Genomic DNA, 12,556 nt, shown 5'->3' with positions numbered 1-12,556 from the left:
GCTCACGCCTCCCGGCGCAGCGACGGCTTGAGCTCCTTCAGCCGGCCGAGCAGGCCGTTCACGAACGAGGGCGACTCGTCCGTGGAGAACTCCTTCGCGATCTGCACCATCTCGTCGAGGACGACGGCGTCCGGGGTCTCGTCGACCCAGATCAGCTCGTACGCCCCGAGCCGCAGGATGTTGCGGTCGACGACCGGCATCCGGTCGAGCGTCCAGCCGACCGAGTACTGGGAGATCAGCTCGTCGATGCGCCGCGCGTGCTCCGCGAAGCCCTCGACCAGCTGCATCGTGTACTCGCTCACCGGCGGCTGCCGGGTGTCGGCCCGGGAGAGCCGGATCCAGTCCGCGAGGACCGTCAGGACGTCGGCGCCGCGCTGGTCGCTCTCGAAGAGGATCTGGAAGGCGCGCTTGCGGGCCGTGTTGCGGGCAGCCACGGTTAGCTGTTCACCCGGCCGAGGTAGTCGCTCGTACGGGTGTCGACCTTGATCTTCTCACCGGTGGTGATGAAGAGCGGGACCTGGATCTGGTGACCGGTCTCCAGGGTGGCGGGCTTGGTGCCACCGGTGGAGCGGTCGCCCTGCAGGCCGGGCTCGGTCTCCTGGACGACGAGCTCGACGGCGGCCGGCAGCTCGACGAAGAGCACCTCGCCCTCGTGCTGCGCGACGGTGGCCGTGAAGCCCTCGATCAGGAAGTTGGCGGCGTCGCCGACGGCCTTGCGGTCGACCATGAGCTGGTCGTAGGTCTCCATGTCCATGAAGACGAAGTACTCGCCGTCCATGTAGGAGAACTGCATGTCGCGCTTGTCGACAGTGGCCGTCTCGACCTTGACGCCGGCGTTGAAGGTCTTGTCGACCACCTTGCCGGACAGCACGTTCTTGAGCTTGGTGCGCACGAAGGCCGGGCCCTTGCCGGGCTTGACGTGCTGGAACTCGACGACGGACCAGAGCTGGCCGCCTTCGAGCTTGAGCACCAGGCCGTTCTTGAGGTCGTTCGTGGAAGCCACGGTTGCGGAATCTCCTGGACTGACGTGGACGACCCCGGGGGCACGCACCTGCCTGTAGCTATAGTGCGAGCAGCTCCTTGGTCGTGATGGTGAGTAGCTCGGGTCCGCCGTCCGCCTCGGGGCGCACGACGAGCGTGTCATCGATCCGGACACCGCCCCGGCCCGGGAGGTGGACCCCCGGTTCGACGGTGACCGGCACGCAAGCGTCCAGTTTACCCATGGCCGCGGGGGCCAACTGCGGGTCCTCCTCGATTTCGAGTCCCACACCGTGTCCGGTGAGTGCCGTGAGGCCCTCGGCGTACCCCGCGGAGTCCAGCACCTGCCGTGCCGCGCGGTCCACGTCGCGGTACGCGGCACCGGGCACCAGGCTTTCGCGTCCGGCCCGCTGAGCGGCGAAGACGAGGTCGTACAGCTCGATCTGCCACTCCGCGGGAGAGGTGCCGATGACGAACGTGCGCCCGATCTCGCAGCGGTAGCCGCGGTAGGTCGCCCCGAGGCAGACCGACAGGAAATCGCCCTCCTCCACCCGCCGGTCGGTGGGCCGGTGGCCCCGCCGCCCCGAGTTCGGGCCGGTTCCCACGGACGGGGTGAAGGCGGGGCCGTCGGCTCCGTGGTCGACGAGGCGCCGCTCCAGCTCCAGGGCGAGGTGGCGTTCGGTACGGCCGACGAGGATGGACTCCAGCAGCTCTCCGAGGGCCTGGTCGGCGATCTCGGCGCCGATGCGGAGGCAGGAGATCTCCTCCTCGTCCTTGACGACCCTCAACTGCTCGACGGCGCCGCCGAGGTCGGCGAGGCGCAGCCGGGGCGCGACCGACCGCAGGGCCCGGTGCCGGGCCACCGTGAGGTGGTGTTCCTCGACCGCCAGGGACTCGGCGCCTCGGTCCGTGAGGATGCCCGCGGCGGTCACCGCGGGATCACCTCCGGAGCGGGACAGCACCTGGACCTTCAGGGCCTCGTCGGGCCTGCCCTCGTGGGGCCGCTCGTCGGGCGGGTCCGTGCACACGAGGAGCTCCTCGTGCGCACTCAGCAGCAGGACGGCGCCCCGGGGGGCCGCACCCGCGAGGTATCTCACATTGGCGGGACGGGAGATCAGTGCGCTCGCGCTGCCGCCGGCACTGCACCGTTCCCTGAGCCGTTTGCGGCGAGCCGCGTACACCTCTGACATGTGTCGAGCGTAGGAGGATTGTCCGGATTGTGCCGGTTGGGCTGCGCCGAGTGGGGTCGGCCGCGAGACGGGCCCCCGTGCCGCGGCTACCGCACGGTGGCGGTCACCGTGTGCTCACCAGCTCGGCGGGCTGGCTATCGCCCGCGCCAGCACGTCGTCCAGGATCCTCGCCGTCGCGGGGACGTCCAGCTGGGAGTTGTCGATGATCGGGAGTCCGGAGCCGTACCAGCCGGCCATGCGGCCGTGGATGCGGGCGACCTCCTCGTCCGCGAGACGGCGGTTGCCGGAGCGCTCCGCGTTGCGTTCCAGGACGACTTCGAGGCCGGGGAGCAGGACGACCGGGAGCAGGCCGGGCCCCACGTGCCGCTTCCAGCCGCCGAGCCCGACGGCCGGACGGTCGGGGAAGATCGCGTCGTCGAGGATGCACGAGATGCCATTGGCCAGGAAGTTGCGCGCGGCGAAGCCGCAGGTGCGGCGGGCCAGGCGGTACTGCGCCTCGGAGTGGTCGTTCCAGCCCGACTGGGGGTCGGCGAAGCCGGAGCGGACCCATTCGCGGACGTCGTCGAGGCTGATGTGGGCGGTGGGCACCCGGCGGTGGCCGGCCCAGAACTTGGCGACGCTGGTCTTCCCGGCGCCGGCCGGTCCGATGAGCAGCACCGCGAGCGTCGTGGCCGCCGGATCGGGGGCCGCCGGGGCCGGCGGCGCGCTGGGCATGCCGACGGGGCCACCGGGGGGCAGCGGCACGTGCCCGGTGGTTTCGCCGGCCGGCGGGGCGTGCCGCGGGGGCGGGGCGTGCCGCGGAGGAGGAGCGTGCTGCGGGGCCGGCGGGTGCGCGGCGGGCGGGGCCGGCGGCGCGGGCCGGTGCGGGCCCGGCGGCGGGGCGGTGAAGCCCGGGGGCGGCGGGGGCACGGGCCGTCCGGGGATGCCGGCGGGCTGGTGCGGACCCGGGTGTTGCGCGGCCGGCGACCAGCCGACGGCCGGTCCGTGCCCCGGCTGATGGGGCGGCGGCAGCGGAGAACCCACTGCGTGCTGCATCCGGTGCCACTCCGTCTCGTACAGGCGATTGACCCTGGCCGCGAGGGTGCGGGCCCTCACTTCCCCCCGAACGGTACCGCCCCCGGCCGTCCTTTGGTGAACGGCCGGGGGCGGCGTGAAGTGCCCGGTGCGCCAAGCGGATCGGACGGACGGGGATCCTGCGGACCTACTCGCCCACCTCGCCGTACGCGGCGAGCAGCACGGCCGGGTCGGGGCTTTCCAGGACGGTGGGCTTGGCCAGGCCGTCGAGGACGATGAAGCGCAGGCGGTCGCCGCGGGACTTCTTGTCGACCTTCATGTTCTCCAGCAGCTTGGGCCACTGGTCGTGGCGGTAGTGCAGCGGCAGCCCCACCGACTCCAGCACGGTGCGGTGGCGGTCGGCCGTGGCGTCGTCCAGCCGGCCGGCCAGGCGGCCCAGCTCGGCGGCGAAGTGCAGGCCGACCGAGACGGCGGCGCCGTGCCGCCACTTGTAGCGCTCGTTCTTCTCGATGGCGTGGGCGAGCGTGTGGCCGTAGTTGAGGATCTCCCGCAGGCCCGACTCCTTGAGGTCGGAGGAGACGACGTCCGCCTTGACCCGGATGGAGCGCTCGATCAGCTCGGCGGTGTGCGGGCCGGCCGGGGTGCGGGCGGCCTCGGGGTCGGCCTCGATGAGGTCGAGGATGACCGGGTCGGCGATGAAGCCGGCCTTGATGATCTCGGCGAGCCCGGAGACGTAGTCGTGGACCGGGAGGGAGTCCAGCGCGGCCAGGTCGCAGAGCACACCGGCCGGCGGGTGGAAGGCGCCGACGAGGTTCTTGCCCTCGGCGGTGTTGATGCCGGTCTTGCCGCCGACGGCCGCGTCCACCATGGCGAGCACGGTGGTCGGGACGGCGATCCAGCGCACCCCGCGCAGCCAGGTGGCGGCCACGAACCCGGCGAGGTCGGTGGTCGCGCCGCCGCCGACGCCCACCACGACGTCGGTGCGGGTGAACCCGGACTGGCCGAGCGCCTTCCAGCAGTAGGCCGCGACGTCGGCGGTCTTGGCCTCCTCCGCGTTGGGCACCTGGATGGCGACCGCCTCGAAGCCCTGCTCGGCCAGGTCGGCGCGGAGCGCCTCCCCGGTCTCGGCGAGCGCCTCGGGGTGGATCACCGCGACCCGCTTCGCGCGGTCGCCGATCAGCCCGCCCAGCTCGCCGAGGAGCCGGTGTCCGACCAGCACCTCGTACGGCTCGGAGCCGGCGCTGCCGCCGACCCGGATCCGCGTCACTGCCTCACTCATGCTTCCTTCAACTCCAACGCGTCCAGGACTGCCTGGGTGACCTCTTCGGGTGTACGGCCGTCCGTCGGCACGACCGCGGTGGCGACCTCCTCGTAGAGGTGCCGGCGGGCCTCCATCAGCTCGCGCCACTGCTTGCGCGGGTTCACGGCGAGCAGCGGGCGGGCCGTGCCGAGGCCGGTCCGCCGGACGGCCTCCTCGACGTCCATCGACAGGTAGACCACCCGCTGCCCGGCCAGCCGGCCGCGCGTCTCCTCGTCGAGGATCGAGCCGCCGCCGAGCGCCAGGACGCCGTCGTGCTCGGCGAGCGCGCGCAGCACGGCCGCCTTCTCGACGGCGCGGAAGGCGGGCTCGCCCTCCTCGACGAAGATGTCGGCGATGGCGCGGCCCTGTCCGGCGACGATGTCGTCGTCGGTGTCCCGGTAGGCGGCCCGGAGGCGCTCGGCCAGCTGCTGGCCGACGGTGGACTTGCCGACGCCCATCGGCCCGACCAGGACGACCAGCGGCCCGCTCATCGGACGGGGAGGTGGTCGAGGTACGACCGCACGTTGCGGCGGGTCTCGGCGACGCTGTCGCCGCCGAACTTCTCCGCGACGGCGTCCGCGAGGACGAGCGCGACCATGGCCTCGGCGACGATGCCGGCCGCCGGCACGGCACAGACGTCGGAGCGCTGGTGGTGGGCCTGCGTCGCCTCGCCGGTGGCCACGTCCACGGTCCGCAGCGCGCGCGGCACGGTGGCGATCGGCTTCATGGCCGCGCGGACGCGCAGCAGTTCGCCGGTGGACAGGCCGCCCTCGGTGCCGCCGGCGCGGCCGGAGGTCCGCCGCAGGCCCTCGGGGGTGCCGACGATCTCGTCGTGCGCCTGCGAGCCGGGCACGCGCGCGAGGTCGAAGCCGTCGCCGACCTCGACGCCCTTGATCGCCTGGATGCCCATGAGGGCGCCGGCCAGCCGGGCGTCCAGCTTGCGGTCCCAGTGCACGTGCGAGCCCAGGCCCACCGGCACGTCGTAGGCCAGCACCTCGACGACCCCGCCGAGGGTGTCGCCGTCCTTGTGGGCCTGGTCGATCTCGGCGACCATCGCCTTCGACGCGTCCGCGTCCAGGCAGCGCACCGGGTCGGCGTCGAGCTTCCCGACGTCGGCGGGGGTCGGGTACACGCCGTACGGCGCCCTGGCGGCGGCGATCTCCACGACGTGGGACACGATCTCGATGCCGGCCGTCTCCTTCAGGTACGACCGGGCGACGGCGCCCAGGGCGACGCGGGCGGCCGTCTCGCGCGCGGAGGCGCGCTCCAGGATCGGCCGGGCCTCGTCGAAGCCGTACTTCTGCATGCCGGCCAGGTCGGCGTGGCCGGGGCGGGGGCGGGTCAGCGGCGCGTTGCGGGCGAGCCCGGCGAGCACCTCGGGGTCGACCGGGTCGGCCGCCATGACCTGGTCCCACTTCGGCCACTCGGTGTTGCCCACCATGACCGCGACCGGGGAACCGAGGGTGAGGCCGTGGCGTACACCGCCGAGGAAGGTCACCTCGTCCCGCTCGAACTTCATCCGCGCACCGCGCCCGTAGCCGAGCCGGCGCCTCGCCAGATGGTCCGCCACCATGTCCGTGGTGATCGGCACGCCGGCGGGAAGGCCCTCCAGCGTCGCCACGAGTGCGGGACCGTGGGACTCCCCCGCGGTCAGCCAGCGCAACGTGCTCAACGGTGCTCCTCAGTCTCGCGCCTGGTACTGCTCTGCGTAGGCGTGTCCTCGCGTACGGCAACGGCGCGACCGGGTGCGCGACCCTGGTCCGCCACCCCGATCCTCCCACGTCCGCCACCCGGGACCGGCCGCCGGTCCATCTGGCGGACGCCGGCGGCCGGCGGGCGGGGCCCCGGGGGCCGCACGGGGCGCGGGAACCGCACTACTCGCGGGAGGCGAGGGCGTGCTCTCCGGCCTTGCGCATCGCGTCCACGGGGGCCGGGGCGCGCCCGGTCATCCGCTCCACCTGGAGCGCCGCCTGGTGCACCAGCAGGTCGAGGCCGCTGACGACGGCGCCGCCGTACATGGACCAGCGGGCGGCCAGTTCGGTCGGCCAGGGGTGGTAGAGCACGTCGAAGAGGGTGGCGGGCCGCCCCGGTACGGCGGTGGCGAGGGCGTCGGTGGTGCCGGCGGGCGTGGTGGCGATCACCAGGGGGGCGCGCAGCGCCTCGGCCGCGTCGGCCCAGTCGGCCGTGCGGACGTCCACGTTGAGGCGCTCGCCCCACCGCCGCATCTCGGCGGCACGGTCCGCGCTGCGCACGTAGACCACGACCTCGCCCGCGCAGACCGCGGACATCGCGGCCAGCGCGGAGGAGGCGGTGGCGCCGGCACCGAGGATCGCGGCCGAGTCGACCTGCTCGACGCCGTGTTCGCGCAGGGCGGCGACCATGCCGGGGATGTCGGTGTTGTCGCCGACGCGGCGGCCGTCCTCGGTGAACACCAGGGTGTTCACCGCCTCGACGGAGGCCGCCGTCTCACTGATCTCGTCCAGCAGGGGGATGACCGCGCGCTTGAGGGGCATGGTCAGCGACAGCCCCGCCCACTCGGCCCCGAGCCCCTCGACGAAGGAGGGCAGGGCCGCCTCGTCCACGTCGAAGAGGTCGTACGTCCACTGCGTGAGGTCCATCGCCCGGTACGCGGCGCGGTGCAGCACCGGGGAGAGGGAATGGGCGACGGGGCTGCCGAGCACGGCGGCGCGGTGCCGCGGGCCGTGCCCGGGTCGGGTGGTGTCGGTCATGCTCTCAGTTACCGGCGCTCTCGTTGAACTTGTCCTTGAGCTGTTCGAATTCCGCGTAGGTCTTGGCGAACTCGGTCTTGTTCTGGCCGTCGGTCGCCACGAAGTAGATCCAGCCGTCGCTCGTCGGCGTCAGCGCCGCCGTCAGCGCCTCGCTCCCCGGGTTCCCGATCGGTCCCGGCGGGAGGCCCTTCTGGGTGTACGTGTTGTACGGGTCCTGGTTGCTGTTGATCTCGGACTCGCTGATGTGGATGTTGCTCTCGTTCTTCAGGTAGTTGAAGGTCGAGTCGAACTGGAGCAGCTGGTTGGTCTCGGTGTTCGTCGGCTTGAGGCGGTTGTAGACCACCTCCGCCATCTTGCGGAAGTCCTCGTGCGTCTTGCCCTCCGCCTGGACCAGGCTGGCGACCGTGACGAGCTGGAGCGGGTTCTCCAGCTTCAGCGCCTCGGCCTTGGCCTCGAGGTCGTACTTGCCGTAGGCCTCGTCGGCCCGGCCGACCATCTGCTTGAGGACCGCGGCGGGCTTCATGCCCTTGGCCGCGGGATAGGTGCCGGGGTAGAGGAATCCCTCCAGCGGGTCCTTGACGTCGCCGTGGGCGTTCGCCCAGTCGGGCAGGCCGAGGCTCTCGAAGTCCTTCTCCGCGACGCCCCGGGTGGTGCCGGCGGCGAGGCCGAGTTTGGCGTCGATCGTCTTGTAGACGGTGATGTTCCGCTGGCCGGGCGTGACCATGACGTTGGCCTGGCTCTTGGGGTCGAGCATCATCTCCACGGCGCTCTTGGCGGACATCTCCTTCTTGAGGATGTACGCGCCCGCCTGGATCTTGTCCCCGTCGTTGGTGGTGAAGGCGGACACGAAGGCGTCGACGCTCTTCACCACGCCGGCGTCCTTCAGCTTGCGGCCGATGTCGACTCCGCGGGCGCCTTTCGGGATCTCGATGCTGACGGTCTCGCCGGTGCCGTCGCCCGCGAAGTCGGGCGCCGCGCTGTGACGATTCTGATAGAACTGGTAACCGAAATAGGTGATGCCGCCGAGGCCGCCGCCGAACACCAGCAGGACCACCAGGCAGGCGCAGCCGTTGCGGCTCTTCTTGTTCTTGGCGCCCTTGGACCCTTTGCCGCCGCGGCCGCGCCGGTCGCCGCGCCCCTCCGGCTCGTCGTCGTCCTCGTCGTCCCCGCCGCCCGCGAAGAAGGCGTGCTCGCCCTGGTCGGGACCGGGGTCCCAGTCGGGCCGCGGCTGCTCCGCCTCCGGTTCCGGTTCCGGCTCGGCGCGCCTGCGCGCGGGCGGCTCCGGGGGCGGATAGGCGTCCGGCGTCCCGTAGAGGTCGGGCTGCTCGGCGCCGTAGGCCGCGGCCTGCTGGCCGTACGGGTCACCGGGGTCCGCGGCGTACGGGACGTGCGCGTGGCTGCCGGTGCCGTCCCAGCCGCCCTCCTGGTAGGGCTGCTGCTGGTTCTGGTGGGCGTGCTGCTGTCCCTGGGCGGTGTACTGCTGCTGCTCGTACGACTGCTGGTACTGCTGCTGGTCGTGCTGTTGGCCGTACTGCTGCGGCCGGCCGTCGTTCCAGCCCGTGTACTCCTGCTGCTGCGGCTGCTGCGGGTACTGGTGCTGCTGGCCGCCGTAGGCAGGCTGGTGGCCGGTGTGGCCCTGCTGCCCTTCCCATCCGCCGTCCCCGTACAACGGGTCCTCCGGATGCCACGGTTCGGAGCCGGGGCCCCGGCCATACTCAGTCATCGATCCCCTAGAGCCGCGAGGCGGCGGTCGCCGGGCTTGCGGGCCCGGCTACCGTCCCGCCTCTTTCTGTGCGGTCGCTGTTCGAACACCACCGCATCGCGCGGAACGTTACCGTATCGCGATCAGATGACCACTTCGACGCCCTCGCCGGGTGCCGAGCCTGACACCCGTTCGGATTCCAGGGCCTGCTGGAGGATGATCACGGCGGCCACCTGGTCGATGACGGAACGTCCCTTCTTGGACTTCACGCCCGAGGCACGCAGTCCCTGACCGGCCGTCACCGTCGTCATCCGCTCGTCGACCAGCCGGACCGGGACCGGTGCGATGCCCTTGGCCAGCTCCTGGGCGAAGGCGCGCACCTTGACCGCGGCCGGGCCCTCACCCCCCTTGAGGGAGCGGGGCAGGCCGACGACGACCTCGATCGGCTCGTACTCCTCGACGAGTTGCCGCAGTCGGCGGTGGGCCGCCGGGACGTCGCGGCCGGGGACCGTCTCCACCGGGGTGGCGAGGATCCCGTCGGGGTCGCACGAGGCGACCCCGATCCGGGCGTCCCCGACGTCGACGGCGAGACGACGGCCCTTGCGCATGGGACCGCTCACTTGGCCGATTCCGCCACGAGCCGCTCGACGGCGTCGACGGCCTCGCCGACGGCGGCCGGGTTCTGGCCGCCGCCCTGGGCGACGTCCGGCTTGCCGCCACCGCCGCCGCCGAGGGTCTTGGCCGCCGTGCGGACCAGGTCGCCGGCCTTGAGGCCGCGCTCGCGGGCGGCCTCGTTGGTGGCGATGACCGTGAGCGGCTTGCCGTTGTTCACGGTGAACAGGGCGACCACGGCGGCCCGCCCGCCCTGGATGCGGCCGCGCACGTCGAGGACCAGCTTGCGCAGGTCGTCCGGCGTGGTGCCGTCCGGGACCTGCCCGGTGACGACGGCGATGCCGCGGACGTCCTTGGCGGAGCCGGCGAGACCGGCGGCGGCCTGGAGGACCTTCTCGGCGCGGAACTTCTCGATCTCCTTCTCGGCGTCCTTCAGCTTGCCGAGCATGGCGGAGATCTTCTCCGGGAGTTCCTCCGGGCGGCCCTTGACCAGCTCCTGGAGCTGGGCGACGACCGTGTGCTCACGGGCCAGGAAGTGGTAGGCGTCGACGCCGACGAGGGCCTCGATGCGGCGCACGCCCGAACCGATCGACGACTCGCCGAGCAGCTTCACCAGGCCGAGCTGGGCGGTGTTGTGCACGTGGGTGCCGCCGCACAGCTCCTTGGAGAAGTCGCCGATGGTCACGACGCGGACCCGCTCGCCGTACTTCTCGCCGAACTCGGCGATGGCGCCCTGCTTCTTGGCCTCGTCGAGGCTCAGGATCTCGGCGTGCACGTCCAGGTCGCGGGCGAGCACCTCGTTGATCTTCTGCTCGACGTCGGTCATCACGGCCGTCGGGACGGCGGCGGGGGAACCGAAGTCGAAGCGGAAGCGGCCGGGCTGGTTCTCGGAACCGGCCTGGGCGGCCGTCGGGCCGAGGGCGTCGCGCAGGGCCTGGTGGGTGAGGTGCGTGGCCGAGTGGGCACGGGCGATGGCCGTACGGCGGCGGCCGTCGATGGAGGCGTGAGCCTTGGCACCGACGGTCACCTCGCCGAACTGGACGACGCCCTTGTGGACGTACACGCCCGGCACCGGCTTCTGGGTGTCGCGGATCTCGACGACGGCACCGGTGTCGACCTTGATGCGGCCGGTGTCGCCGATCTGGCCGCCGCCCTCGGCGTAGAACGGGGTGCGGTCCAGGACGATCTCGACCTCGTCGCCCTCGGTGGCGGCCGGGGAGGAGACGCCGTCGACGAGGATGCCGACGACCGTGGTCTCGCCCTCGGTGTCGGTGTAGCCGATGAAGTCGGTCGCACCGGCCTTGTCGGCGATCTCACGGTAGGCGCCGGCGCCGGCGTGGCCGGTCTTCTTGGCCTGGGCGTCGGCCTTGGCGCGCTCGCGCTGTTCCTTCATCAGGCGGCGGAAGCCGTCCTCGTCCACCGAGAGGCCCTGTTCGGCGGCCATCTCCAGGGTGAGGTCGATCGGGAAGCCCCAGGTGTCGTGGAGCAGGAAGGCCTTGTCGCCGGCCAGGACGGTGCCGCCGGCGGCCTTGGTGTCGCTGACGGCGGTGTCGAGGATGTTGGTGCCGGCCTTGAGGGTCTTGAGGAAGGCGTTCTCCTCGGCGAGGGCGACCTTCTCGATGCGCTCGCGGTCCGTGACCAGCTCGGGGTACTGCTGGCCCATCATCGCGATGACGGTGTCGACGAGGTCCTTGACGACCGGGCCGGTGGCGCCGAGCAGGCGCATGTTGCGGATGGCGCGGCGCATGATGCGGCGCAGGACGTAGCCGCGGCCCTCGTTGCCGGGGGTGACGCCGTCGCCGATGAGCATCACCGAGGTGCGCATGTGGTCGGTGACCACGCGCAGGGAGACGTCCGAGTCGTGGGCGTCGCCGTAGGCCACGCCGGTCAGTTCGGTGGCCTTCTTGATGACGGCCATGGAGGTGTCGATCTCGTACATGTTCTGCACGCCCTGCAGAATCATGGCGAGGCGCTCCAGGCCGAGGCCCGTGTCGATGTTCTTGCTCGGCAGCTCGCCGAGGATCTCGAAGTTGTCCTTGCCGATGCCCTCGCCCCGCTCGTACTGCATGAAGACGAGGTTCCAGATCTCCACGTACCGCTCGTCGTTGACGGCGGGGCCGCCCTCGGCGCCGAACTCGGGGCCTCGGTCGTAGTTGATCTCGGAGCAGGGGCCGCAGGGGCCGGGGACGCCCATGGACCAGTAGTTGTCCTTCATGCCGAGGCGCTGGATGCGCTCCTTCGGCACCCCGACGACCTCGTGCCAGATGCGCTCGGCCTCGTCGTCGTCCTGGTAGACGGTGATCCAGAGCTTCTCCGGCTCCAGGCCGTAACCACCCTTGTCCTGGGGGCTGGTGAGCAGCTCCCAGGCGTTCTTGATGGCGCCTTCCTTGAAGTAGTCGCCGAAGGAGAAGTTGCCGCACATCTGGAAGAACGTGCCGTGGCGGGTCGTCTTGCCGACCTCTTCGATGTCGGGCGTGCGCACGCACTTCTGCACGCTGGTGGCGCGCTGGAAGGGCGGCTTGACCTCGCCGAGGAAGTAGGGCTTGAAGGGCACCATGCCGGCGGGGACCAGGAGCAGAGTCGGGTCGTCCGCGATGAGCGACGCCGAAGGGACGACGGTGTGCCCGCGCTCCTCGAAGAAGCTCAGCCAGCGGCGGCGGATCTCAGCCGACTCCATCAGTGGTCCTCATTCCGGTTGTACGAGTACGTCGTGTCGTCGACGTGCTTCGGCTTGCGGGGGTGGTTCTCGATGGCGGTGTACCGCCGGGGTGCGGGGAGTTCGGGGTCCGAGCGGATCCCGAGCGCTTCCCCCAGTTCGGCCTCCCGCCGGGCCATGTTGTCGCGGACGTCGAGCGCGAAACCCACCGCGCGGTCCTTGAGGCGCGCTCCCGTCTCGAGAGCCTTCTCGGCCGCGGTCGCGGCGAGGCTCTCGGGGGTCAGCTGCCTCAGCTTGCGGTTGACCTTGGTGGTGGCCCACACACCGGCGGCGACACCGGTGCCGAACCAGAAAGTACGGCGGAACATCGCTTGA

Annotated in this window: 12 protein-coding genes; all 12 read right to left on the bottom strand. The window is 71.8% G+C overall.

Annotated features, from left to right (window positions below; genetic code table 11):
- Positions 1–2: 2 nt before the first annotated feature.
- Entirely contained in the window at positions 3–434 is a 432-nt protein-coding gene (nusB, locus tag ACF09K_RS26720; RefSeq protein ID WP_392247415.1) for a transcription antitermination factor NusB, read from the bottom strand.
- A 2-nt stretch (positions 435–436) separates the two neighbouring features.
- Entirely contained in the window at positions 437–1,003 is a 567-nt protein-coding gene (gene efp / locus ACF09K_RS26715) for an elongation factor P (protein WP_020117452.1), read from the bottom strand.
- Positions 1,004–1,061: 58 nt separating this feature from the next.
- The gene (locus ACF09K_RS26710) at positions 1,062–2,168 is read right to left on the bottom strand and encodes an aminopeptidase P family protein (RefSeq protein ID WP_392247413.1); all 1,107 of its coding nucleotides are present in this window, start codon (positions 2,166–2,168) and stop codon (positions 1,062–1,064) included.
- A 114-nt stretch (positions 2,169–2,282) separates the two neighbouring features.
- Complete coding sequence (locus ACF09K_RS26705; RefSeq protein ID WP_392247411.1) at positions 2,283–3,203, bottom strand: Pro-rich N-terminal domain-containing protein; 921 nt, start codon at positions 3,201–3,203, stop codon at positions 2,283–2,285.
- Positions 3,204–3,369: 166 nt separating this feature from the next.
- Positions 3,370–4,461, bottom strand: a complete 1,092-nt coding sequence (aroB, locus tag ACF09K_RS26700; protein WP_392247410.1) for a 3-dehydroquinate synthase — start codon at positions 4,459–4,461, stop codon at positions 3,370–3,372.
- A complete protein-coding gene (locus tag ACF09K_RS26695; protein WP_392247408.1) occupies positions 4,458–4,973 on the bottom strand; it encodes a shikimate kinase in 516 nt (171 codons plus the stop codon). Before ACF09K_RS26695 ends, aroB begins: the two co-directional genes overlap by 4 nt.
- Complete coding sequence (gene aroC / locus ACF09K_RS26690; RefSeq protein ID WP_392247406.1) at positions 4,970–6,154, bottom strand: chorismate synthase; 1,185 nt, start codon at positions 6,152–6,154, stop codon at positions 4,970–4,972. The genes ACF09K_RS26695 and aroC overlap by 4 nt, the downstream gene beginning before the upstream one ends.
- Positions 6,155–6,356: 202 nt before the next feature.
- A complete protein-coding gene (locus ACF09K_RS26685; RefSeq protein ID WP_392247404.1) occupies positions 6,357–7,211 on the bottom strand; it encodes a shikimate dehydrogenase in 855 nt (284 codons plus the stop codon).
- Between the two features lie 4 nt (positions 7,212–7,215).
- Entirely contained in the window at positions 7,216–8,934 is a 1,719-nt protein-coding gene (gene mltG, locus ACF09K_RS26680) for an endolytic transglycosylase MltG (RefSeq protein ID WP_392247403.1), read from the bottom strand.
- Between the two features lie 122 nt (positions 8,935–9,056).
- Positions 9,057–9,521 carry a Holliday junction resolvase RuvX gene (gene ruvX / locus ACF09K_RS26675; protein ID WP_392247557.1) on the bottom strand — a complete coding sequence of 155 codons (465 nt, stop codon included), beginning with the start codon at positions 9,519–9,521 and terminating at the stop codon, positions 9,057–9,059.
- 8 nt (positions 9,522–9,529) lie between these two features.
- Positions 9,530–12,202, bottom strand: coding sequence for an alanine--tRNA ligase (alaS, locus tag ACF09K_RS26670; protein ID WP_392247401.1), 2,673 nt, complete (start codon positions 12,200–12,202; stop codon positions 9,530–9,532).
- Positions 12,202–12,549, bottom strand: coding sequence for a hypothetical protein (locus tag ACF09K_RS26665; protein WP_392247399.1), 348 nt, complete (start codon positions 12,547–12,549; stop codon positions 12,202–12,204). The genes alaS and ACF09K_RS26665 overlap by 1 nt, the downstream gene beginning before the upstream one ends.
- Positions 12,550–12,556: the final 7 nt, after the last annotated feature.

It is taken from the genome of Streptomyces sp. NPDC014882 (assembly GCF_043081325.1).
Classification (GTDB): Bacteria; Actinomycetota; Actinomycetes; order Streptomycetales; family Streptomycetaceae; genus Streptomyces.
The sequence above is the reverse complement of the archived record's forward strand: the minus strand, read 5'-3'. Positions and strand labels throughout refer to the sequence as shown.

Excerpts from the sequence above, each read along its gene's own strand:
- ACF09K_RS26710 (WP_392247413.1), bottom strand. The coding sequence starts at position 2,168 with ATGTCAGAGGTGTACGCGGCTCGCCGCAAACGGCTCAGGGAACGGTGC.
- ACF09K_RS26705 (WP_392247411.1), bottom strand. The coding sequence starts at position 3,203 with ATGCAGCACGCAGTGGGTTCTCCGCTGCCGCCGCCCCATCAGCCGGGG.
- aroB (WP_392247410.1), bottom strand. The coding sequence starts at position 4,461 with ATGAGTGAGGCAGTGACGCGGATCCGGGTCGGCGGCAGCGCCGGCTCC.
- ACF09K_RS26695 (WP_392247408.1), bottom strand. The coding sequence starts at position 4,973 with ATGAGCGGGCCGCTGGTCGTCCTGGTCGGGCCGATGGGCGTCGGCAAG.
- ACF09K_RS26685 (WP_392247404.1), bottom strand. The coding sequence starts at position 7,211 with ATGACCGACACCACCCGACCCGGGCACGGCCCGCGGCACCGCGCCGCC.
- mltG (WP_392247403.1), bottom strand. The coding sequence starts at position 8,934 with ATGACTGAGTATGGCCGGGGCCCCGGCTCCGAACCGTGGCATCCGGAG.
- ruvX (WP_392247557.1), bottom strand. The coding sequence starts at position 9,521 with ATGCGCAAGGGCCGTCGTCTCGCCGTCGACGTCGGGGACGCCCGGATC.
- alaS (WP_392247401.1), bottom strand. The coding sequence starts at position 12,202 with ATGGAGTCGGCTGAGATCCGCCGCCGCTGGCTGAGCTTCTTCGAGGAG.
- ACF09K_RS26665 (WP_392247399.1), bottom strand. The coding sequence starts at position 12,549 with ATGTTCCGCCGTACTTTCTGGTTCGGCACCGGTGTCGCCGCCGGTGTG.